Source organism: Nostoc sp. (assembly GCF_036917095.1).
In the GTDB taxonomy this organism is placed as follows: domain Bacteria; phylum Cyanobacteriota; class Cyanobacteriia; order Cyanobacteriales; family Nostocaceae; genus Nostoc.
Window position 1 is genome coordinate 840,296 of sequence record NZ_JBALFH010000044.1, and the last position, 23,908, is coordinate 864,203.

The 23,908-nt window shown below is 42.5% G+C and carries 19 protein-coding genes; 12 read left to right on the top strand and 7 right to left on the bottom strand.

Annotation, left to right across the window (positions count from 1 at the left end; genetic code table 11):
• Nucleotide 1: 1 nt before the first annotated feature.
• Nucleotides 2-334: a divalent-cation tolerance protein CutA gene (cutA, locus tag V7L01_RS28165; RefSeq protein ID WP_335040691.1), complete on the top strand. Its 333-nt coding sequence runs from the start codon at nt 2-4 to the stop codon at nt 332-334.
• 314 nt (nt 335-648) lie between these two features.
• Here the strand turns inward: cutA and V7L01_RS28170 are convergent, their stop codons facing one another.
• Together V7L01_RS28170 and V7L01_RS28175 are read right to left on the bottom strand one after the other, a co-directional pair.
• Complete coding sequence (locus V7L01_RS28170; protein ID WP_335040692.1) at nt 649-1,590, bottom strand: ADP-ribosylglycohydrolase family protein; 942 nt, start codon at nt 1,588-1,590, stop codon at nt 649-651.
• Between the two features lie 87 nt (nt 1,591-1,677).
• Nucleotides 1,678-2,619, bottom strand: coding sequence for an ADP-ribosylglycohydrolase family protein (locus tag V7L01_RS28175; RefSeq protein ID WP_335040694.1), 942 nt, complete (start codon nt 2,617-2,619; stop codon nt 1,678-1,680).
• Nucleotides 2,620-3,012: 393 nt separating this feature from the next.
• Between V7L01_RS28175 and V7L01_RS28180 the strand changes: the two genes are divergently transcribed.
• From V7L01_RS28180 to V7L01_RS28205, 6 genes are all read left to right on the top strand, one after another.
• Nucleotides 3,013-3,552: a hypothetical protein gene (locus tag V7L01_RS28180; RefSeq protein ID WP_335040696.1), complete on the top strand. Its 540-nt coding sequence runs from the start codon at nt 3,013-3,015 to the stop codon at nt 3,550-3,552.
• Nucleotides 3,553-3,791: 239 nt separating this feature from the next.
• Entirely contained in the window at nt 3,792-5,708 is a 1,917-nt protein-coding gene (gene sir, locus V7L01_RS28185; RefSeq protein ID WP_335040698.1) for a sulfite reductase, ferredoxin dependent, read from the top strand.
• Nucleotides 5,709-5,820: 112 nt separating this feature from the next.
• Complete coding sequence (locus V7L01_RS28190) at nt 5,821-6,465, top strand: Uma2 family endonuclease (RefSeq protein WP_335040700.1); 645 nt, start codon at nt 5,821-5,823, stop codon at nt 6,463-6,465.
• A 13-nt stretch (nt 6,466-6,478) separates the two neighbouring features.
• On the top strand, nt 6,479-7,186 hold the full coding sequence (locus tag V7L01_RS28195) for a 16S rRNA (uracil(1498)-N(3))-methyltransferase (RefSeq protein ID WP_335040702.1): 708 nt from the start codon (nt 6,479-6,481) through the stop codon (nt 7,184-7,186).
• 68 nt (nt 7,187-7,254) lie between these two features.
• Entirely contained in the window at nt 7,255-8,322 is a 1,068-nt protein-coding gene (locus V7L01_RS28200; protein ID WP_335040704.1) for a tetratricopeptide repeat protein, read from the top strand.
• A 75-nt stretch (nt 8,323-8,397) separates the two neighbouring features.
• Nucleotides 8,398-10,731 carry an after-VIT domain-containing protein gene (locus tag V7L01_RS28205; RefSeq protein WP_335040706.1) on the top strand — a complete coding sequence of 778 codons (2,334 nt, stop codon included), beginning with the start codon at nt 8,398-8,400 and terminating at the stop codon, nt 10,729-10,731.
• A gap of 43 nt (nt 10,732-10,774) precedes the next feature.
• Here the strand turns inward: V7L01_RS28205 and V7L01_RS28210 are convergent, their stop codons facing one another.
• Nucleotides 10,775-11,323 carry a hypothetical protein gene (locus V7L01_RS28210; RefSeq protein ID WP_335040709.1) on the bottom strand — a complete coding sequence of 183 codons (549 nt, stop codon included), beginning with the start codon at nt 11,321-11,323 and terminating at the stop codon, nt 10,775-10,777.
• A gap of 404 nt (nt 11,324-11,727) precedes the next feature.
• Between V7L01_RS28210 and V7L01_RS28215 the strand changes: the two genes are divergently transcribed.
• The gene (locus tag V7L01_RS28215) at nt 11,728-12,363 is read left to right on the top strand and encodes an esterase/lipase family protein (RefSeq protein WP_335040711.1); all 636 of its coding nucleotides are present in this window, start codon (nt 11,728-11,730) and stop codon (nt 12,361-12,363) included.
• Between the two features lie 56 nt (nt 12,364-12,419).
• Here the strand turns inward: V7L01_RS28215 and V7L01_RS28220 are convergent, their stop codons facing one another.
• On the bottom strand, nt 12,420-12,851 hold the full coding sequence (locus tag V7L01_RS28220; protein WP_334782703.1) for a VOC family protein: 432 nt from the start codon (nt 12,849-12,851) through the stop codon (nt 12,420-12,422).
• 551 nt (nt 12,852-13,402) lie between these two features.
• On the opposite strand from V7L01_RS28220, the gene V7L01_RS28225 reads away from it, so the two are divergent.
• From V7L01_RS28225 to V7L01_RS28240, 4 genes are all read left to right on the top strand, one after another.
• Complete coding sequence (locus V7L01_RS28225; protein ID WP_335040713.1) at nt 13,403-14,200, top strand: TIGR00297 family protein; 798 nt, start codon at nt 13,403-13,405, stop codon at nt 14,198-14,200.
• A 285-nt stretch (nt 14,201-14,485) separates the two neighbouring features.
• Nucleotides 14,486-15,268, top strand: a complete 783-nt coding sequence (locus tag V7L01_RS28230) for a peptidylprolyl isomerase (RefSeq protein WP_335040715.1) — start codon at nt 14,486-14,488, stop codon at nt 15,266-15,268.
• Nucleotides 15,217-17,919, top strand: a complete 2,703-nt coding sequence (locus V7L01_RS28235; RefSeq protein WP_335040717.1) for a type I secretion system permease/ATPase — start codon at nt 15,217-15,219, stop codon at nt 17,917-17,919. The genes V7L01_RS28230 and V7L01_RS28235 overlap by 52 nt, the downstream gene beginning before the upstream one ends.
• An 886-nt stretch (nt 17,920-18,805) precedes the next feature.
• Nucleotides 18,806-20,413 (top strand): S8 family peptidase, encoded by a 1,608-nt coding sequence (locus tag V7L01_RS28240; protein WP_335040719.1) that lies wholly within the window; start codon nt 18,806-18,808, stop codon nt 20,411-20,413.
• A 220-nt stretch (nt 20,414-20,633) separates the two neighbouring features.
• Here the strand turns inward: V7L01_RS28240 and V7L01_RS28245 are convergent, their stop codons facing one another.
• From V7L01_RS28245 to V7L01_RS28255, 3 genes are all read right to left on the bottom strand, one after another.
• The gene (locus V7L01_RS28245) at nt 20,634-22,130 is read right to left on the bottom strand and encodes an HlyD family efflux transporter periplasmic adaptor subunit (RefSeq protein WP_335040721.1); all 1,497 of its coding nucleotides are present in this window, start codon (nt 22,128-22,130) and stop codon (nt 20,634-20,636) included.
• A 142-nt stretch (nt 22,131-22,272) separates the two neighbouring features.
• A complete protein-coding gene (locus V7L01_RS28250; RefSeq protein ID WP_335040724.1) occupies nt 22,273-23,148 on the bottom strand; it encodes an SDR family oxidoreductase in 876 nt (291 codons plus the stop codon).
• A 253-nt stretch (nt 23,149-23,401) separates the two neighbouring features.
• Nucleotides 23,402-23,659, bottom strand: coding sequence for a hypothetical protein (locus V7L01_RS28255; RefSeq protein WP_331001468.1), 258 nt, complete (start codon nt 23,657-23,659; stop codon nt 23,402-23,404).
• Nucleotides 23,660-23,908: the final 249 nt, after the last annotated feature.

The window sequence follows — 23,908 nt, forward strand, 5'->3', positions numbered from 1 at the left end:
CATGGAGACACCTGCTGGCTATGGTGTGGTATTGGTAACAGCTAGCAACATGCAGGAGGCAGAAGCAATTGCTAATGCTCTTGTGGAAGCGAAACTCGCTGCTTGTGTGAGTCTGTTACCAATCCACTCAATTTACACCTGGCAAGGAGAACTGCATAAAGAGCAGGAATGGCAATTAGTGATTAAAACTGATTTGGCACAATTTCCGGCAATGGAGGCCAAAATTAAGGAATTGCACTCCTATGAAGTGCCAGAAATTATTGCTTTACCAATTGTTGCCGGTTCTCAAGCCTATTTGCAGTGGATTTCTCAGCAAGTTAAAAGTAAAGAGTGAGGAGTTATGAAAATCAGAACTTCTCACTCTTTGTAGAACTTAAAATTATAAACTAGTAGTCTGACCCATTAAATTTAAAAGATTAAGAGAACGAACCGCAAAGTACGCAAAGAGCGCGAAGTTAAAAGATAAAAAAGAAAAATTTAAAAAACTGATTCACCTATCAAAACTTTTGCGATAACCTACAAGTGCTCTGTCTCATTAATTCTGACAAGTAGATAAATTCTTCAATTTCTCTTCTTTCCTTCTTCCTTCGCGTACTTCGCGTCTTCGCGGTTCGTTCTCTTATCCCTCAAAATTAATGGGACAGACCACTAGCTGTAAACAGCCCTTGCAAAACGCTCTGCCAAGTTAATAATGTCCTGCTTACGAGCAATCTGGTTCATCCATTGTTGAGGAATATTTTCCACCCCGTAGTAAATTCCCGCTAACCCACCGGTGACAGCAGCAGTAGTATCGGTATCTCCGCCTAAGTTGACAGCTTTTAACACCGCTTCAGAATAAGACGAGCTATTTAACAAGCACCACAGGGATGATTCTAAGGTATCAATCACATAGCCGCCAGAATTAATCTCTTCTACTGGTAATTTGGCAATCTCACCACTGAAAACTCTGCTAAAATGCGGCTTCTCTAACAAAAATTCTTGGACAGAATAAATTGTTTGGATGTCTTGCAATCCTTGTAAATAAGCTGTTTGGGGGTCAGCCCCTTCCAAGAGCGCCACTGCAATACTAATATAAATACCGCAGGCCATTTGAGAACGGAGATGAGCGTGGGTAATGGAAGAAACTTGATGTACCCGCGCAATCAATTCATCCAGAGTTAAACTTTTGTGACAATAAGCCATCGGCAAGATTCTCATCAGAGAACCATTGCCATTACTATTTTCACTAGTACCACCTGCTTTCAGGGGTGGAGTTCCTTGTTTCCAGTTGACAATTGCTAAAAATGTGGTGTTACCGATATCAAATACTTCACCTTGAGCAGTCCAGTAATTTTCGTGATACCAACGCCAGAAAGAATTAGCAATCGCATCCAGTGAAAATCCCTCACAAAGACATTCTGTTAAACAAAAGGTCAGCGAACTGTCATCTGACCACGTACCAGCAGGAACATCCCAAGTTCCATAACCCAGCATCGATGTGACTGGAGATTTTACCCGTTCAGCGCGGCTGGTGAACTCCACTGGCACGCCCAACGCATCACCAACACATAAACCCATCAAACCAGACAACGTTTTTGCAGCGGTTAGCATTGTTCAACCAGCATGAAACTTTTCTACCACTGATTTTACTTGCGAAAAGCCGCTGTTGAAACGCTTGGTATAATTTTTAACTCCAAATTAACTGTAAACAGCCCTTGCAAAACGCTCTGCCAAGTAGATAATGTCCTGTCTACGAGCAATTTGGTTCATCCATTGTTTGGGAATATTTTCTACGCCATAGTAAATTCCCGCTAACCCACCGGTGACGGCGGCGGTAGTATCGCTATCTCCACCTAAGTTGACAGCTTTCAGTACTGCTTCAGAATAAGACGAGCTATTTAATAAACACCACAGGGATGACTCCAAGGTATCAATCACATAGCCACCAGAATTAATCTCTTCCACTGGTATCTTGGCAATCTCACCACTAAAAATTCTGCCAAAATGCCGCTTCTCTAACAAAAATTCTCGCACAGAATAAATTGTTTGGATATCTTGCAATCCTTGTAAATAAGCTGTTTGGGGGTCAGCCCCTTCCAAGAGTGCCACTGCAATACTAATATAAATGCCGCAGGCCATTTGCGATCGCGCATGAGCATGAGTAATCGCCGAAACATCATGCACCCGCGCCAGCAATTCGCCTAAAGTCAAGTTTCTGTGACAATAAGCCATCGGCAAGATTCTCATCAACGAACCATTGCCATTACTATTTTCAACCTTCCCACCCGCCTGATGGGGAACAACTCCCTGTTTCAGGCGCATAATTGCTGTGTGGGTAGTTTGACCAATATCAAAGACATCGCCACGGGGAGTCCAGTAAGCCTCCTTGTACCAGCGCCAGAAGGAATTGGCTATAGCATCCAACGAATACCCCCTGCAAAGGCACTCTGCCAAGCAAAAGCTTAAGGAACTATCATCTGACCAAGTTCCTGGTGGTTGATTCCATGTGCCATAACCCAACATCGTTGTCACTGGAGATTTCACTCGTTCAGCACGGCTAGTAAACTCCACCGGCACACCCAACGCATCACCGACACATAAACCCATCAAACCAGACAACGTTTTTGCAGCGGTTGGCATTATTCAATCTCCACAAGAATTGCTCAAAATTAACTTTATAGATTCCCTCTATAGCTTGTTGCAACAGATGCTACAGCCTACTTTTCATCCTCTGTGAAAAGCTCGGCAAAAAATTGTTAGTCGGGTATTTTATTTACCATATACCGACTTAGTTTTAGTTCCAAATATTGTGCCAGTTTTCAAAGCGTCTATTTTTGGAACAAAGACCCCAGATGAAAAGACATTGAATGTAATTATAACAGCTTATTTATTATTCTCAGGGATAGCTTGCCTCTAAGCGCTATGCATCAATAGCAACATTCATTTAATAAAATCTGGGAAAAATTTGGAACATTCTCATACAATTTGCGACTAGGAATATACAAGTAAAAAATACAAAATTTGGTAAAAAATATGAAGAGCTTACTCAAGTCTTTCATGACAATTTCTGCATTGTCTTCCTTAATAGTTGCTCCTTTTTTCCTATCAGCTGGTCAAGCTGATGCTGAAACTAAAAAGGGTACTGATGCTAGCTATGTTGGTGCTGGTGTTGCAGCTGGCGTTACCAGCGGCGGACAAGGTATCAACGATGATGCCACATTTGGTGGTAATGTTACAGGTCGTGTGAAATTAGGAACTACACCATTTTCTGCACGCGGTAATGTCCTCTGGAGTGATAAGACAAGTGCCATTATCCCAGAACTTTCTGTGGATGTGCCCATCGCTAATAGAACTAATGCCTATTTAACTGGTGGTTATTCTTTTGTAGAGAAAGATGGCTCGCCAACTCCTATAGGTAACAAAGATTCAGTAGTGGTAGGTGCTGGTGTTGAATCGGAAGTTGCTAACAATTTCCTCGTCTACACTAATGCCAAAGTAGGAATTGGTGCTTACCAAAATAGCGATACTCCTGCTGTTAGCATCAATGGTGGTTTAGGCTATCGGTTCAAATAAAAAATTATTGAGTCCTGAGTCACTCTATACTTTACTTAAGTACTCAGGACTCAGCACACAAAACTCACTATTCCAAAAAGCTGGTTTTGTTAAGTGTTACATCACTGACAAAGCCGGCTTTTGCCGTGGTAAAATTAAATCATTCCTCATTATTCCGGCCGGATTACCGGGGATCAAGTAGCCGAAGGGTGCTGATTCGGCGTCTACTAATGCTTTATTGAGAATACTATACAAGTCTAATGGTTAAATCTGCTCCTTCCCCCATCGCAACCCGTAAGCCTTCCAAAGTAGAAGGAATCAAGGAAAATAGTAATTTTTTGCGCGAACCTATAGCAACTGAGATCCTTCAAGACACTACCCATTTTACCGAAAATGCAGTGCAGCTTTTGAAGTTTCACGGTTCTTATCAGCAGGATAACCGCGATAACCGCACCAAGGGACAGGAAAAAGATTACCAGTTTATGCTGCGGACAAAAAATCCGGGTGGTTTAGTACCGCCGCAGCTGTATCTGGCTTTAGATAAAATAGCTGATGAGTATGGCAACCACACGTTACGAGCAACTACCCGTCAAGGTTTCCAACTGCACGGAATTTTAAAGAAGAATATCAAATCAGCAATTGCCACGATTGTCAAGAACCTGGGTTCGACTTTGGGAGCTTGTGGCGACATCAACCGCAACGTGATGGCACCACCAGCCCCATTTAAGAATCGCCCAGAGTACCAGTATGCTTGGGAGTATGCCCAGAATATTGCTGACTTGCTGACAGCGCAAACAGGTGCTTATTACGAAATTTGGTTAGATGGGGAAAAGGCAATTAGTGCTGAAGAAGACCCAGAGGTGAAGGCAGCCCGACAGCGCAATGGGAATGGGACAATTATCCATGACAACGAAGAACCGATTTATGGCACGTACTATATGCCCCGCAAGTTTAAAATTTGCGTGACGGTGCCAGGGGATAATTCGATTGATTTGTATTCCCAAGACCTGACGTTGGTAGTGATTACCAATAAGAAGAAGCAATTAGAAGGATTTAATATTTTTGCTGGTGGTGGTTTAGGTAGAACCCACGGTAAAGAAGAAACTTTCGCTAGGTTAGCAGACCCCATTGGTTATGTGGCGAAGGATGACGTTTACGACATCGTGAAAGCGATTGTTGCTACCCAGAGAGATTATGGCGATCGCACCGACCGTCGTCATGCCAGATTAAAATATTTAATTAACGATTGGGGTGTAGATAAATTCCGCACTCAAGTTGAAGAATATTTTGGTAAATCAGTCGAAGCGTTCAAACCACTGCCAGAGTTTAAATATTACGACTTCCTCGGCTGGAATGAACAAGGGGATGGCAAGCTATTTTTAGGAATTTCCATTGACAATGGTCGAATCAAAGATGAAGGTTCGTTTCAACTGAAAACCGCTTTGCGGGAAATTGTTAAACAGTTCAACTTGTCCATCCGTCTGACAGCCAACCACAACCTGATTTTTTACGATATCGAACCAGATAGCAAGCAAGCTATTCAAGACATTCTCAGCCGTCACGGTATCGTAGACGACCCTAGTAAAATCGAACCTTTAGTGCGGTATGCAATGGCTTGTCCGGCTTTGCCTACTTGCGGCTTGGCAATCACAGAATCAGAACGGGCAATACCAGGCATTTTGGAGCGGGTTCGCGCCCTTTTAGATAAAGTAGGTTTACAAAAAGAACATTTTGTGGTAAGGATGACAGGATGTCCCAATGGCTGCGCTCGTCCCTACTTAGCAGAATTGGCCTTTGTCGGTAGCGCTCCAGAATCTTACCAACTATGGTTAGGGGGTTCGCCAAATCAGACTCGACTGGCACAACCTTACATAGAAAAGCTGCACCATAATGACTTGGAAACCTTCTTAGAACCGATTTTTGTTTACTTTAAGAAATCTCGGAAATCGAAAGAAAGCTTCGGTGATTTTTGCGATCGCGTTGGTTTTGATGCGATCCGCGAATTTGCTGCCACCTACGATCCCCAAACAGCCAATGGTGCAAGCAAATCACGCCATCGGGTAAATTTGAAAGAAGAGGTTTATAGCAAGTTGAAGGAAGTAGCAGAAAGCCAAGGTAAGCCGATGACTCAGTTAGTTACTGAAGCGCTAGAGGTTTACTTCCAGAATCTTTCGTAAGCCGAAAAATTGAAGATAATAAAATCAATGAGAGACACAGATAAATCCATCTGTGTCTTTCTCGCGTAAATCCTAATACAGTTAGGTAACACATCCACAGGAAGACTGAACTATGGTAACAACAGCAAAATTTGCAGAAACTAGGGATGTGCTGCAAAACATTAGCTGGCAGACATTCAAAGCTATGCTGGCAGATATGGGATGTGAGCGAAATAAAAGGCTAGCTTATGACAACGGAATAGTAGAAATTATGACTCCGCTAATGCCGCACGAGAATTCAAACCGTCTCATCGAAGGTTTTGTTCTTGTGCTGTGTGAAGAATTTGGTTTAGAAGTTAAAAGCGCTGGCTCGTTGACTATGACGCGGGATGACTTGGAGCAAGGAGGCGAGCCGGACAGTAGTTACTATATCCAAAATGAATTGTTAGTCCGCAACAAAGAAAATATTGACCTAAATACAGATCCACCACCAGACATAGTACTGGAAGTGGAATATTCCAGACCCAAGATAGACAAGTTAAGCCTTTATGCTTCAATGGGAGTCCCAGAATTCTGGCGGTATAACGGAAATGTCTTGAGAATTTACGCCCTTAACAGTGGACAATACTCGCAAAGCGATCGCAGTCCAACTTTTGCGCCTGTGCTGGTAACAGAGATTCCCCGATTTATCCAAGAAAGCAAGAAACTTGGACAAATAGCAGCAACTCGTGCTTTCCGTACCTGGGTTAGACAACAGATGTCTACAGCAGGGCAATAATTTATTAAGAAAAATGTCTCAACTGCAAAGAATTGCGATCGCACCCTCCCAATTACAACAAGGGCAAATTTTGCTCACCAAAGAACAACAGCATTATTTAGGGCGTGTGTTGCGCTTGCGTGAAGGCGATCGCTTTATTGCAATGGATGGTAAGGGAAAATGGTGGTTATCACAGCTAGCAGGGGAACAAGCACAGGTTTTAGAAGCGCTTTTGGTAGAAACAGAATTACCTGTATCAATTACGCTGATGGTGGCGTTGCCCAAAGGCAATGGATTTGATGAAGTAGTACGGTGTTGTACAGAGTTGGGAGTAACTTGTATTGCACCAGTATTGAGCGATCGCACTTTGCTTCATCCTAGTCCTCAAAAGCTCGAACGCTGGCGGCGTATCGCTGCGGAAGCCGCCGAACAATCAGAGCGATCGTTTGTACCGACAATTTTAGAGGCTGTTACTTTTAACACTGCCGTCACCGTTAATCAGGCAAGTCACCGTTACATTTGTGAGGCCCGTGGTGAGTATCCTCATTTAAACAAGGTGCTGAGTAGCATCTCTGAGGAGATTGTCATTGCCACTGGCCCAGAAGGGGGATGGACAACACAAGAAATTGAGAATGCAAAGTTAGCTGGATTTCAGCCTGTTTCCCTTGGTCGCCGTATCTTGAGAGCAGTTACAGCCCCAGTAGTAGCATTATCCTTGATTACCGCAGCTTGTGAAGTATAAATGATTTATAGCTCACGCAAAATAACTTTTGCGCGAGACATCACTCCAGCGTGTATTTAAAGTAAGTGATGATTGAGCAAGTTGCGATCGCCTTTGAGCATAAAGACTATCAAACAGCTGCCAAATTACTCAAACAGCTGTTAACGGAATCGCCCGAAAATCCTTGGGTACAATATTATCTCGGTCGGCTACATGAAGTATCTAAAAAGCATGAAGATGCAGAAAAAATTTATCGACAACTGCTGCGAGATACAAGAAATACTAAAATAGTGGCGCTCGCACGTCAAGGTTTGCTACGGCTACAAGAGATGGAGCTAGAAGAAAGACAAAGAGCCATTTCCCAAGCAACAGCCCAACCAAATAACACCGAACTTGGCGTACTAGTCTTAGAGCCTCTCAGCACCGAGATAAAAACAGAAGCATCTCGAAAATTTGCCCAGATTATGCAGCTAGACCCCTACACTGCACGCCTGGTACTGCCAAGTCGTGGCTGGAGGTTGTACCGCACTGGCCAAGTGGGAGAACTAGAATTTTATGGCAAACAGCTACAGCAGGCTGGCATTCCTTGCTTTTGGGCAACAATAGCGCAAATTCAGCAAATTCAAGTTTATCAAGTCAAACATTTCCAAGCATCTACCCCACAAGCTACTGTTGTTTGCCGCAATCAGGCAAATCAACTCGGTTCTCTTACCTTTGACTGGTCAGAAGTCACAGCAAGGGTTGTGGGATTGTTGCCCATTTTTGAGGAAGTCGTAGATCGCTACGTTCGCGGCAAACCAGAACGGAAAAAAACTCAAACACAAGACTATGCCCAGTTTTGTGATTTACACCTACCTGGTAGACGTTCCATTCTCCGACTTTATGATAACGGCTATGAATTCCAGCAAGGTTTAGAAATCATTCCTCAAGCTAGCCAAAATACAATCAGAATTAATTGGAATAGTTTATCAAGTTGGATTGACCAGCAACTGCCTCAAGTCAAAATTTGGTCAGATTTCACACCCTTTGCAGATACAACATTAGATCAAACAGAAATGCTGAGTCATATCAAGTCTCACATCGATTTGTTTCGTAGGGAACAGACTAATTGGGATTCAGCTTTTCATTTATATAGTGGACTTGTGTTTGTTAAATAATTTGTAGTCCGTAATTCGTATTACCTACCTGAAGAACTAAGTTCATAAATAAAATCGGAGTGTTATATCAAATCTATGAATACAGTAAGTCCTAAAAACCAACATTTAGGGGGTTTGTATGTCCAATCCTCTGAAGGAGAGCAGCTAGTTTTTCCGCTCAAGCATACGGAAGTTCTAGCAAAAATTGCAGGTAACTTGTCACGAGTTGAGGTCATTCAAAGCTTTGAAAATCCTTTCACGCAGCCTTTAGAAGCAGTCTATATCTTTCCGTTACCCGATGAGGCGGCGGTGGATGACATGGAAATCAAAATAGGCGATGCCTTCGGCAACCCCTCCGGTGTACGCACGATCAAAGGTAATATTAAAAAACGTGAAGAAGCTATAGCTATCTACGAAAAGGCAAAACAAGAAGGACGCACCGCCGGACTTCTAGAACAGGAACGAGACAACATTTTTACCCAATCTCTCGCTAACATCAAACCTGGCGAACAGATTGATGTCACAATTCGTTATACCGAAAGTTTAAAATTTGAGGCGGGAAACTACGAATTTGTTTTCCCGATGGTGGTGGGGCCAAGATATATTCCGGGAACGCCGATAGATAATAGCGGTGATACAGACCAAGTTCCTGATGCTTCTCGCATTACATCGCCTGTAGTCTTAGAAGGAACGCGTTCGCGTCACAATATTAATGTCACAGTCGAAATTGATGCGGGTTTGCCTATTTCTGAAGTGCGTTCTCCTTCCCATCAATTAAAAATTGAACACTCAGGTCAAATTGTGCGGATTCAATTAGCGGGAGAAGATACAATTCCCAACAAAGATTTAATTCTCCGCTATCAAGTTTCTGGTGAAGAAACTCAATCTACAGTATTAACTCAAGCCGACGATCGCGGCGGACATTTTGCAATATATCTGATTCCAGCTTTGGAATATTCCACTGATGAAATTGTCCCCAAAGATGTCGTATTTTTGGTGGATACCTCCGGTTCACAATCTGGCGATCCGTTGCAAAAGTGCCAAGAATTGATGCGGCGATTTATTAATGGGTTGAATCCCAACGATACTTTCACAATTATCGATTTTTCCGATAGAGTCAGGCAGTTATCGCCAACACCTCTGCCGAATACACTAGAAAATCGTGCCCAAGCGATCGCTTATATTAACAATTTACAAGCTGCTGGCAGTACAGAAATGCTCAGTGGCATTCGTACAGCCATAAATTTCCCCACACCAACCGGAAGATTACGCAGCGTTGTACTTCTAACTGATGGCTACATCGGCAATGAAAATGAGATTTTGGCAGAGGTACAACAGCATCTCCAAGTGGAAAATCGCCTTTATAGTTTTGGTGCTGGTAGTTCAGTCAACCGTTTTTTACTAAATCGCATCGCCGAAATTGGTCGGGGAATATCCCAAATTATTCGTCATGATGAACCCACAGAAGAAGTTGCCGAAAAGTTTTACAGGCAAATTAACAATCCTGTACTCACGAATATTCAAATCTCTTGGCAAGGTGACACAGAATCGCCTGTTATTTACCCAGCAATAGCGCCTGATTTATTCAGCGAACAACCATTAGTTTTATTTGGACGCAAACAGGATAGAGCCGGCGGTAATCTACAAATATCCGGCATTGCTACGGGTGGTAAGCAGTATGAAAAAACGTTTAACCTCATATTTGAGGAAACAGGAAATCTTGCTGTAGCGCAGTTATGGGGACGTGCTTGCATCAAATCTTTGATGAATCAAATGGTGAGTTTTGAAACTAAAGCTGGTGTAGAAGCAGTTACAGAAACAGCCTTAACTTATCAACTACTTTCTCAATACACCGCTTTTGTGGCTGTCAGCGATGATGTGCGGGTTGAACCAGGAAGCGAATATGTATCTATGCAAGTGCCAGTGGAAATGCCTGAAGCAGTTAGTTATCTTGGCGGTGTTCCTGTTGGTATTTTTGCCAGTCAAATCTCAACCTTAAAGGCAGCAGCACCAGCCTCAGCAGATGTTCCAGAATTTCTGACAAAAAGGCGATCGCCACAAACCCCAGTAGCTAAAGAAGTCGATATCTCTTTTAGCTTTAATTTTAAAGAGATGGAACAAGATGAAATACCAGATGCAGCCATCAACCATCAGTTAGAAGTAATCAGCGTCACTGGCTTGGATGAAACAGAAATTGCTGACCTAACCCAACACCTTCAACAACTAAACTTGCCTTCAGGCTTTAGTGGTGAAATCGTTTTTGAGTTCACTGTCAACAAAGGTCGGGTAGCAGGGATAATGTTGGATGAAGAAGCCTCGACTTTAAAAGATGCAGTTGTAGTGGAGAAAATTAAGCGATCGCTCCTACTTTGGAGAGTTTCCCCATCTACAACTGGTAAACTTGTCTTAATCTTGCGTATTCACACTTAATCGATCTGTACTATAATGACACAAAGTTTTGTGTCTCTGTGACTTAACCAGGGGTTTTAACCTGACGTGCCATGTCTAGGTAAGCGCTCATATTTGCCCCTGGACGGCGACGGCCATTAGAGCTAGTAGCCGAAGGAGCGAGATATTTAGGCGCAAAGGTAGTTTCTTTTGGCTCCTCTTTGAGGACTTTGGCTGCTGCGGCTTTTGCCTTTTTGCCAGGTTCAATTTTAAGACCCTCAGCAGTCTGGACAAGCGTAACATCAGCTGGTTTGGGATTTTTAGCTGATTTATCCTTCTCCTTAGCTGCTGGTTTTTCCTTACCCTTAGCTGCGGCGGTTTTTGTTCCGTTCAATGAAGCTGGCTTGGATGCTTCTGGTGCTTCTGGTGTTTCTGTTGCCGTTACTTTCTTAACATTCGATGCAACGGTCTCTGCTACTTTCTTTACGTTCGATGCTACTTCTTGAGCAGCATCTTTAGCAGCATCTTTGGCTTCGTCCAATTCTAAGAAGTAGCCATTGCTTTTCTTCTTGCCTGGTAACAGTCCGGTAATGAAACCCAGAATACCTGAAATTAACTTTTTGATAAAATCCATTACAATTACTCCTGCCTGTTATAGTTGGAACTCGACCGTAATTGTTAAAAATTACGACAAAATGTTACATTTTCTACTTTGCGTCACCCCGTCTTGGTGACAACCCTTATAGGCTTGTGCTTAATCAACATTGTAGTAAAACTATAGGGCAAATGTTTTTTTGCAAGCACTTGCGACCTGTATACACCGAGAACTAATTATTAAATTTTACTGTAACTAAGAGCAAGATTCTGAAAGCAAGCTTTACAAAAATTAACATTTATTTGCGTGCTAAATACTTATTGAATTGAAGCAAGCAGTTTACTTTCACTTTCAACCAGCGCGAGGAGTGTCATAGCCTGTTGACAGATAGCGGCGGTACTCAGTTACATTTTCTACAGACTTAATTCAGCCGGATTTTGTAGATGAACACTGAAAATCAGCAGCGCAATCCCGTGTTATTAGTACATGGAATTGACGACACAGAGGCAGTTTTCCATAAAATGAGGGCATACCTCATACAACAGGGTTGGTCTGTATATAGCTTGAATCTGGTTCCCAATAATGGTGAAGTGGGTCTTGATGAGTTGGCAAAGCAGTTAGCCAATTATGTTACAGCTACATTTGCATCAGAACAACGCCTAGATTTAGTAGGCTTCAGCATGGGAGGAATTGTCAGCCGTTACTATGTCCAGCGATTGGGAGGAATTAAGCGCGTTCAGCGGTTTATCACCATCGCTTCACCCCATCATGGAACTGTGGTTGCTTACGGTTCCTGGCGTCCTGGTTGCGTACAAATGCGCCCCGACAGCATTTTTCTCAAGGATTTAAATTCTGATGCTCTAATATTGGGGCAGCTAGATTTTACATCTATCTGGACACCTTATGATTTGATGATTGTCCCAGCGAGTAGTTCACAAATGCCCGTAGGAAGCGAAGTCATAGTACCAGTTGCTCTACACTCTTGGATGCTAACAGACCCCAGGAGTTTAGCAGTAGTAACAGCAGCTCTAGCAAAGCCTATTAAGCTACCGTTACTGAAGAAAAAATCCACTCAGTAGCCAGGATGGTTGTTACCCTTGCATTTTTTAATTTTTAATTTTTAATTTTTAATTTTTTAAGTCCTATCCCCAATTTGTGTATGTTCGTAACTCCCAAAAATCGCCTCTGGGTGACGATAATACTTGAACTCCATTAGGTTATAAAAGGGATCTTCTAAAAAGAAAGTGCGATGCTCAAGAGGAGAACCAACAAAGCGATTTTTGGTTTCTTCGCGGAAAAGTAGTTGTTGCTGTTGTGCTCTTTCTAGTAAGTCTTGCCAGTCACGTTCTTGGGTAAAAATTAGCCCAAAGTGTCTAGGATAGATAGTGTGTTGCGGTGTCAAAGGTTCTTTGGTGACGTGAGCTACTAGTTGATGGCCGTAGAGATTGAGAATCAGGGCGTGATGGTTTTCACGGCCAGGAATGCAACCCAAGCCATCCACGTAATATGCTTTTGTTTGAGCAATGTCCGTCACAGGGAAAGCAAGATGGAATAAAGTTTGGCTCATATACTTATATGGAAAAGACTAGTAGTTGATGCTATCTACAATTTATGCTGTTAAGTCTTGATTGTGGTCAACTTGAACACAGTTTTAATTGACATTAACTTATATCCTTTATCCTTATGACTAAGATTGAGGACTGAGTAACACTTCAGCCGCTGCACCCTGCGGCTACGGACTTTGCCCTGTATATTGTTTTGTGCAGCTATACTAATTTAGATTTGTATTGGCAGACGCTTGAGAACGTAGATTATTTAATAACTTACAAGCTTATTAGGCCGTGTTGGCAACTTAACCCACCCAATGAAAGTGCTTTGAATGCGTTACGCACTCGAAGAGTCCACCTAACTAAACAGAAGTTTTGCATTTTGTTTAATCCACGCTCTTTAGCCAATATTGCAGTATATATCTGTTTGTAGTTTTACACTCAAGTTTCAATTTAGTTAACAATACAAACATATTACTTTAGCTGGAGAGGTTTCAGAAATTAAGCACTAAGCATGACAAATTCGTTATTCTGTTGATATTCAAACAAAATTACTCATGATTATTTGCTGATGTCATCCTTAATTGATTCTGTAAACCCCTGGTTGGTAGCAGTAGGATTAAACACAATTCTATTGGGTTTAGCTTGGATTGCTCCGAAAAAGCTGCTTACCCCAGCCGGATTATTCCACGCCTGGTTTCTGGCCATCCTAATTTGGGTAACTCTAGGCTGGCAAGGATATGCAGTAGTAATGTTCTATTTTCTGGTTGGTTCTGGCGTTACCCGCATCGGTATGGCGCAGAAAGAGGCAGAAGGAATTGCCGAAAAGCGTTCTGGGGCAAGAGGCCCAGAAAATGTTTGGGGTTCGGCTTTAACTGGGGCGCTGTGTGCCTTGGGAGTCGGGGTGATAAATTCGGGATTTCTTGTACCTATTTCCCAATCCCTAGTCCCCAATCTCCAGTCACTATTATTGTTAGGCTACGTAGCGAGTTTCAGTACCAAGCTGGCTGACACCACTGCTAGTGAAGTTGGTAAAGCATATGGTAAAAACACCTTTTTGATTACCACACTCCAACCAGTGCCTCGCGGTACAGAAGGGGCCGTAAGTTTGGAGGGAACTTTAGCTGGTATCGTGGCTTCTGTGGCGATCGCATTTGTGGGTTGGGGAGTTGGTTTAATCGATCTATTAGGAGTAGCTTGGTGTGTGCTAGCAGCATTTATTGCCACCAACTTAGAAAGTGTAATTGGGGCAACATTGCAATCTAAGTATACCTGGCTGACCAATGAAGTTGTAAATATTTTTAATACATTAATCGGTGCGATCGCGGCTGTGCTACTTGCCTGGACATGGATAAGTATCATTAAGTAGACCGATGATAATAAACAATTACTTGTTTAGCTGGGGCATTGGGCATTGGTAGAAAATAAGCAATCTGCCCTACCACTGATATTTTTAATCCTGTTTTGTCCCCGCTAGACTGTAAAAGCAATGGTGGGAAATTATTTTATTTACTAGCTATATAATTTTCTGACCATTTAGATGTAATTAGTTCATAGAATCTTTATCATATTTATTCATAAACAACCAGATGATTTCTATATGATTTAATTTAAAAGTCCTATAAGTGTTTAACCATATTCACATATTTAGTTCATGGAATCTTTATCATTTTTGACAATCAATGACCAAATAATTTCTATTGAGGAAGCAGTAAAGTACCTGCAAGCCTCTGGAAAATTAGGACAGTTTATTGGAGACATTCTCCGCCAATACGTAATTGAGGAAGAAATCCGAAACCGAGACGATATTGAGATTGGTACAGCAATAACCGAACAGGCAATTATTGACTTTAGGCTGAAAAATCAACTGACTGACCCGCAAAGTTTTCAAGAATGGTTAAAGACCAACAACACGGATTATGCGAGTTTTTACACATCGGTTAGTTTTGGTTACAAGTTAGAAAAGCTAAAAGCTGTAGTGACCCAAGCAAAACTCCAAGAATATTTTATTGAACGCAAAATCTTTTTGGATCGATTAGTACTTTCCCGGATTGTTGTTGATAATCGCGAATTGGCAGAAGAACTACATACCCAAATTGAAGAAGGAGGTAGCTTTGAGCAGCTAGCCAAAGAGTATTCACTTGCAGATGACCGAGTTGTGAACGGCATGATGGGAATCATCAGCCGAGGAAGTATGCCGGATATATTACGGGCAGCTATTGATGTGGCGAGTCCCGGACAAACGATCGGGCCATTAGAAATCGTTGGCAAAGACTCTCCCCAAGGAGAAGGACCTTATGGTTTGTTTCGAGTAGAACAATTTCTGCCAGCGTCTTTAGAAGATACTCAACTAAAGCAAGCACTACAAAATGAGTTGTTTGAGAAATGGCTAGCAGAGAAAATTCAAAAACTGACAGTCAAATTACAAGTGAGTTAAATATTCTGGATAATGAATCTTTACGATTAAAAGTGCTAGCTTCTTTGCCTTGGAATCAGCCACCTTTATGCTGGCTGACTCCCGAACAACAATCCAAATTAGAAAATGAGTCCCAAACTCGTCAGTATCGTCTTGGAGACAAAATCTGGTCAAATGATGTCGGCGGTTACCAATTCTTAATTGTGGCTGGAAAAGTTCGCTTGCGAGAAGAAGGGGTTGGCAAACCAATAGCCGCCTTAGATGTGGGCGATTGGTTTGGTGACTTACAAAAGTTGTCTGCGGATTTCAAAGCTGTAGCTGCTAGTAAAGAAGTGGTAGTAGTGTGTTGGCAGACAGCGCTGTGGACAGAATTTTCTAACCCACAAATTCAGGAATTTTGGCAAGTGTTACCAGTGGATATGGAGGGAGGAAGGGAGACATTTTCCTTCTCTTCCACACCTTCACTAGCACCAGCCTCGGAGGGGACTTCCAGCCCTCACAGTCTCCAACCCCAAAGAGGACTTCCAGCCGCCAATCAGATCGTCTCAAATTATCCGTTTGTTGCCAGTTGGAACACCGCTGCTGCTTGTTTAACAATGGTGACGCAACAGTTAGAAAATTCTGTGCAACTGGAATGGGTGCAGCGCCAACTCAGAGGACAACGCCCAAAACAGGTTGTGGAAGCAGCAGAAAAGTTAGGGTTAGTGTTGCGACGGTTACAAGTGAGTTGGAGTGAGTTGCGACAGCTATCATTTCCAGCTTTACTGCTGTGGAATTCTGACTCACCCCAGAGTCCATCTTGGGTGGTGGCCTATGGAGTTAAGGGCGATCGCTTAATTATCGCTAATCCTCTAAATCCGGAACGGACTTGTGAAAGCTTGCCGCAGTCAATAGTTGAGGCATGTTGGGATGGACGATTGTGGCAAGTAGAACTCATATCTCAGCAAGAAAAATTTAACCTCAGTTGGTTCACTCCAGCAGTTTGGAAGTATAAGGGATTGCTAATAGAAGTATTGTTAGCATCTTTTACCTTGCAGCTTTTGGGGTTAACCACACCGCTAATTACGCAAGTTGTCATTGATAAAGTGATGGTGCAAGGGAGTTTGCCGACTCTCGATGTAATGGCGATCGCACTTTTGTTCGTAGCCATATTTGAGTCCGTACTTGGCATCCTGCGTCTATTCATCTTTACCCATACAGCTCGTCGTCTCGATTTGAGTTTATCAGCACAGCTATTTCGCCATCTGATGCGTCTGCCTTTGGCTTATTTTGAGTCGCGGCGCGTCGGAGACACAGTAGCACGAGTCCAAGAACTCGAACAAATTCGTCAGTTTCTCACAGGTACAGCATTAACTGTGATTCTGGATAGCATCTTTGCTGTGGTGTACCTAGCATTGATGTTTTACTATAATATCCCACTCACCTTTGTGGCCTTAGCAGTACTGCCGCTATTTGCCACTTTGACGATAGTTGCAACACCAATTCTGCGTAACTGGCTCAACGAAACTTTTAACCGGAGTGCCGATAGTCAATCGTTTCTAGTAGAGACAATCACCGGAATTCACTCCGTTAAAGCCCATGCAGCAGAACCAGCAGCACGCGATCGCTGGGAAGGCTTATTTGCTCGCTTCATTCGCACAGGTTTTAAAGCTTCTACTACCTCCAATATCAGCAGCAACATTGGTGACTTTCTCACCAATTTTTCCACCATGCTGATTCTCTGGTTTGGAGCCAAGTTAGTCATCGAACAAAAGCTCACAGTCGGACAGCTAGTTGCCTTTCAAATGCTGTCTGGGAGAGTCACAGGCCCACTTTTGCGCCTAGTACAGTTGTGGCAAAACCTTCAACAAGTGCTACTTTCTGTAGACCGGATTGGTGATATTCTTAACGTCTCGCCAGAAGCTGAACTGGGAACTGGCCTAGTTTTACCACCCCTGAAAGGACAAGTCACCTTCGAGCAAGTATTTTTCCGTTATCAGCCAAACTTTGAAGCAATTCTGCGGGGAATCTCTTTTAATGCCGAACCAGGGCAATTTGTTGGCATTGTCGGACGCAGCGGTTCTGGTAAAAGTACCCTGTCTAAGATATTGCAACGCCTCTATCAAATTGAATCAGGACGCATCCTAATTGATGGTTTTGATATAAAAAGTGCCGATTTAGCCTCACTGCGGCAACAAATTAGTGTAGTTCTCCAAGAAGACTTTTTATTCAACGGTTCCATTTTGGAAAATATCACTCTCGGTAGTCCAGACATTACCGCAGAGCAAGTAGTAGAGGCGGCAAGATTAGCAGTAGCCCACGATTTCATCAGTCAACTACCCTACGGTTACGAAACTAATGTTGGCGAACGCGGTACAGCTTTATCGGGCGGACAGAGACAACGTATTGCCCTAGCAAGGCTATTTCTTTCCCAAGCGCCGATTTTAGTTTTGGATGAAGCTACCAGCGCTTTGGATAGTGAAACTGAACAGCAAGTACTGCAAAATCTGCAAAAAGTTTCCGCTAATCGTACCGTGTTTCTGATTGCTCACCGTTTTGCCCCCCTCAAACGTGCTGATTTGATTTTGGTATTAGAGCAAGGCGTGATTGCCGAACGTGGCACTCACTCACAATTGTTGCAGCAAAAGGGTTTGTATTGGTCACTATATCAACGCCAGCAAGCAAACATTTAGTAGATTTTAGCTTGTGGCTACTTGACATCTGGAAGTGGCTTAAGGATGGTCTTTGGCGAATGAAGTTATACTCCATTCGCCATTTGACTTTGCTTGCAAAGTGTCATGTAACAGAATGAGAAATTTTGCGATCGCAAATATCCTCGAAGATTTTGGTATTACAAATTTATATCTGAAAATAGTTATTTTTAATCTATAAAAATAGATGCTTAATGCAGTATAACGCACCCTACTGCTGCGACACATCTAAGGGACTTCCAAATAAAAAAATATTCAATTATTGATTGTGGGGTGGGCAACATGAGCGCCATATAAACTGGGCGCTCATGTTGCCCACCCCACAAGATTGGATAATTTATTTCTTGGAGTTCCCTAAGCTAATTTTAAAACCCTTGTAACTTCTAACTTTATAGGACTTATATCAATTCTCTATGAAGATGCACAGAATTGACTGCCTGAAATCCCTGCTAGATAAAGAAGCTTCTATGTAGGCTCATATAAAATTGGTATTACACAATAACTCACTGAAACTCTTATTCCTACCCTTCGGTAACGCCAAGGGCGAACGTGTCCTTTGTGTCCTTTGCGGTTCGTTTTTTCATTATTTTGCGTAAGTCATGGTTTAGAAACATAACCAAATTAATTTTTTATTACAGCAATTTATACTTAATACCACTATAAAATTAATCTTTTTTTCTCAAGGTTTATGTTAATAAAAACTCCAATATGGATTCTGCTTTTTAGTAGTAGAATTAGCATTTTGTTATGAAATTTCATAGTAATTATTGACAATGGAGCTTATTCACACCTTAAAACCTTTTTCTTGTAAAGGCTTTAACGCTTCAAACTGTCAAAAAAAAATTGATATCTTTGAGAAATAATACTTATGCTCCGTGATGATGTTAATAACAAGGTGCTGTCAGATAAACAGCTAAATGTTACCTCAATCTCCTCATTAGATAGCTTTAATCCGAAGGATGGCTACACCCTCAACTTCCGCGGACGTAGTAGCTATAACTCAATAGATGCTGATGTGCAGTTGCAAAAAAGCGGTGATTCCGAAAATAGCAGTAATGCTAATGCTTTGAGCACTGGGAATTATAACTCCACCACTGGCTATGGCTTGATTAATGCAGCAGCAGCAGTGGCTAGAGCTGCTGGTCGGAATACCTTTGCTGATGTTCCCGATCTCGGTGGCAATAATTGGGGAGCAGACCTTGTTAAAGCACCGGAAGTCTGGGCACAGGGATACACAGGTAAAGGCGTTGTTGTTGCTGTTGTAGATACTGGAGTTGACTACAACCACGAGGATTTAAAAAATAATATCTGGACGAATAGCAAGGAAATTGCGGGTAATGGTATAGATGATGATGGCAATGGCTATGTTGATGATAATTACGGCTGGAACTTTGCTGATAATAACAATAACAGCCTAGACAACAACGGTCATGGCACTCATGTTTCTGGCACGATCGCAGGGGAAAATAATAACTACGGTGTCACTGGTATTGCTTATGATGCCAAAATTATGCCCGTCAAAGTTTTAAATGAATCTGGCTCTGGTTCCTATAGTTCCATATCTAAAGGTATTCGCTACGCCGTGGATAATGGAGCTAATGTAATTAACCTCAGTTTAGGAGGCACATCTTCCAACCGGACTTTACAGTCAGCGATTGACTATGCCAGCAGCAAAGGGGTGATTGTTGTCATGGCAGCAGGTAATGATGGTGACTCATCACCAGACTATCCCGCCCGCTATGCATCCAAGTCGGGGATTGCCGTTGGGGCTGTGGATAAAAATAATAATTTGGCAGACTTCTCTAACCGCTCTGGAACAAATGAAATTTCTTATGTTACAGCCCCAGGAGTCAAGGTCTATTCCTCAGTTCCAAATAATCAATATGCCACGTATAGCGGCACTTCTATGGCTGCTCCACACGTTGCTGGTGTAGTTGCTCTGATGCTTAGTGCTAACCCTAACCTGACTGATGCTCAAGTCCGTCAAATTGTGGCAGAAACCGCAGGAAATAGTACAGAAACTACAAACTCTAGTTTAAATATTTCTAATGTCAGTTCTCTGGCGAATCAGGTGATTGCAAACACAGCAGCAAACAATACACAAACTAGAATCTCTAGTTTTAATATTTCTAATGTCAGTTCTCTGGCAAGGCAGGTGATGTCTGACGACAACCTGAGAGGCATCGACGCCCAAACAGCTTATCTCACATCACAGACATTTTCTAGCTTTAATAGTTCTAATAATTCTAATGTCGGTTCTCTAATAGATCCGGCAATTACAGAAACGACGAAATATCTGACACCAGTCGAAGTTAATAACGGATTAGCCAATCCAGATTTATGGCCGCAATTCCAAAACTATGAGAATATTTTGGGCAGCATCAATATGGATAGGAATGATGATAATGAAGATGAGAATAATCTTGATTTTGACAAATTACTAGAGGGAATGCAAAAACAAATAGATTCAGTATAGAAAATTCTTGGAGATTGCTTGAGAATTATAGCAATTTGTAGTTGAGTGTAATGCTGCTCGGTTGAAAAAATCAACCAACCCGCTCATCTGTCATTAATGAATGTAAGGGTTTAGCAATGCTAAACCCTTATGTTTTAGGTTTGGATTTTAGAAAGCGTAGGCTAGCAAAAAACGCAGGCATCGCCTTTGAACTGGAATAAAAACAACAGAGGCTACAAAACTACCTTACTGAAAATGCCTCGCTGAACCGCCGTGTCACAGGCTCAGTGATGAATGTCAAAATTGACTTTTTCCGAGTGACAATTTCACCTGTAGCAGACATCCCTGGTGTAAATTCGACTTCTTGACCGCGCACGTTAACTGAGTGTTTATTTAGCTTAATTCTAGTGGGAAAAACTAAGCCTAATTCTTTATCAATAATTGCATTCGGACTGACTTGCATGACTTCGCCCTCCACAGTGCCAAATTCTTGGAAGGGGAAAGTCGCCATTTTCACTTTTGCCTTCATTCCTTGACGAATAAACCCAATATCGCGGTTTAGAACTTTCACCTCTAGAAGCATTTCTTCCCCTTCCGGCAAAATTGACAGCAATTCTTCACCCGATTGCACTGGCCCCTTGGTGGCTTTAACTCTGTAAATCGTACCGGCAACGGGAGCCTCAATTGTTTCTAAAGCTTGCTGCTTTCTCGCTTGCTCTAATTGACCTTGAACAGTTGTCAGTTCTTCTTTACGTTTGTTGAACTGGGTCAAAATTTCACTTTGGCGTTCTGATGCTACACGCTGGGCCTGACTGCGTGCACCGTTGTAAGCTTGTTCTGCTTGACGAATTTCCTGGACTTGAGCAGCAATATCTTTTTCTAATGATGTGACTTTATCTTGAGCCTCTGTTATTCTATTCTGGGCGTTGGTCACTTCATCTTGCGATCTGGTGATTTCTGTCTTTGCACGAGTTAATCTTTCTTGGGCATCCAAGTAATCGACACGAGGTACAGCACCAGGAGTAATTAGAGTGCGTAGGCTTTTTTCCCTTTCTTGAGCAAGCGCCAAATTACTTTCAATCTTGATCCGGATGCTATCTGCGTTGACAAGGTTAGTTTTGGCATTAGTAACGCTGCTTTTGGCATTAACTAAATTGTCTTGCAAGCGACTCAAGCGGACTTTGGCTTGATCTATGAGTGATAGTTGGCGATTTGCTTCTGCTTCTGCTGCTGCTTGACGAGCTTGGAAGTCTTGCAGGCGGGAGCTTAAAAGTTCATCTTGCACTTTCGTCCCAGCAGTTTTGCCTCCGGTGCGTTCTGCATCCAAGCGCTGTAAATCGTCCTGAATCAATCTAGTAGATTTGGCTAGGCGGGAAACATCGGTTATTTGCAAGTCTGGATCTTTTTGAATCAGAACTTCACCTTTAGTAACGCGATCGCCTTCTTGCACTTTCACGGCGACAATTGACCCTCCACCCAAGGATGTCACCGGTCTTACCTGTGTGGAAGCAATTAATTCCCCTGGTGCTGTTGCTACTTCATCTATTTGCGAGAAATACGCCCAGGCGATCGCCCCAAATACGATCGCACTCATCGTTCCCGCTAATAATCTAGTGTACAAGGGTGGCAATTCCTGTACTGCCTTCCCCAATTCATAGGTGAGTTGTTCCTCTGGTTGGGCGAATCGCTCTTTTGTCTGACGTGCTTGAGTAGCATTTGCAGCTAGGGAAGTTTTCATTTTTGTCCTTTGTCCTTTGTCCTCTCTTACAAAGTTCTGTTCGGAGGAAATCTCCGCTCAGACTTTGCGCTTTGTCGTTAATCATTTGCCCTTTGTTATTCACTAATGACAAATGACTAATGACAAATGACTTGTGTTTAACTCAAACTGCTAGATAGCGCCGCAAAAAATTTTCTAATGTCTCCAATTGGAAGTTAAAAATCGCCTCTAAATTAGCAATTTCATCTTTTGTACAAAAAAATTCATTTGCTAGCAATGTGCGATAAGTTCCCAAAGCTTTTTGAATTTGCGGATTAATTAAACCCAATGCACTCTGTAACCCATCAACGGCAAATAGTGGTGAGTTAATTATTACTGGCTGTTTGTTGAAGATCCGACCAAAAATCCGAGGAATATCTTCTCGTAATAAAATCTCCGGCCCTCCCACTGGTAAAATCTGGTTGCGAGCGCCTTCAACTGTCACAGAATCCACTACAATCCTTGCCAAATCATCGGTACTGACAATTGAAGTACGGTTTTTGCGATCGCCAATGAGCAGATACAATCCCGTCTCCCGAAATCGTTCTACTAGTGGCAGCAAGTTTGATGCTAATCCAGATGGGCGTAAAATAGTGTAATTCAAGCCACTAGCTGCCAAATATCGCTCTACTGCTCGTTTGGCTTTGAACACAGGAGCGTCTTCATATCCGCGATCGGCTCCCAGTACGGAAATGAAGACAAAATGCTCTACACCATTGGCTTTCGCCTGGTCTATTAGTTCAATATTGGCGCGGTAATCTAAAGAGAGGGCATCGCTATCAGAACCGTGGGCGCTGATAATATACTTGACACCCCGACTAGCTTTCTGGATATCTCTTTCCTCTAGCAAGTCACCGATGAAGATTTCCGCACCTCGGTGTTCTAACTCGCTATAGCGCGACGTAAGGCGGACAAATGCCCGCACAGACTGTTCTCGTTGCCGTAGGAGTCGCACAACTCTGCGACCAATTCCTCCTGTTGCTCCAGTTATTAGAAACATATAAATACCTAAATTGAATACTTTCAGCGTTTATATAGGGGTTCGCTCGTTTGTATGCAATACACTTTGACCTCTCTCCAAACCTCCTCCTCTTAGGAGAGAGGCTTTGAATCTTACTCCCTTTCCCTAATAGGGAAGGGGTTGGGGGTTAGGTCTCTATTAGCCAATAGGTCATACCTTATTTATCTTAATACTCTAAAAATTATCCCCCATATCTTAAGTAGATGCAGGGGATAGGGTAATGGAATTAGTTTTACTGGCTCAACAAGTTAATAGCTTGTTCAAGCGACATCTTAGCCTTGTGCAAGTTCAGCAGGTTCTCCTGGTCGTATCGGTCAGGATAGCTCATTTTCCTGCCCTCCAAAGTTATCCGAATTAGTGCTGCTTGCTCATCTGTGGGTGAATTCATCTCTTCTATAGCAGAACTGATTACCTGGATAGCGTTAAAGTTAGGGAATTTTAACCCTTTACCTTGCTTCATTTGTTGCAGCGCTAAAAGTGGAAATGCCATCAGAGTTACGATGTACGAGGTTTTGTATCCTGCATTCCCGGTTGGTTTGCTTATAGGTCTCAAAAACCTCCAGGAATTATTACTTTAGTTCGTGGACTTTATCAGTTTGAATCCACCTTTCTTGGCTGGAAACTCGCTCTAGGTCTACTTGTGTGTACACCGTAGCCGCAAGCGGGGTGGGGTGTTAGGGACTTTTGCAAGAGGTCTAATAATCAGTCCTTTGTAGAGACGGCGATTTATCGCGTCTCT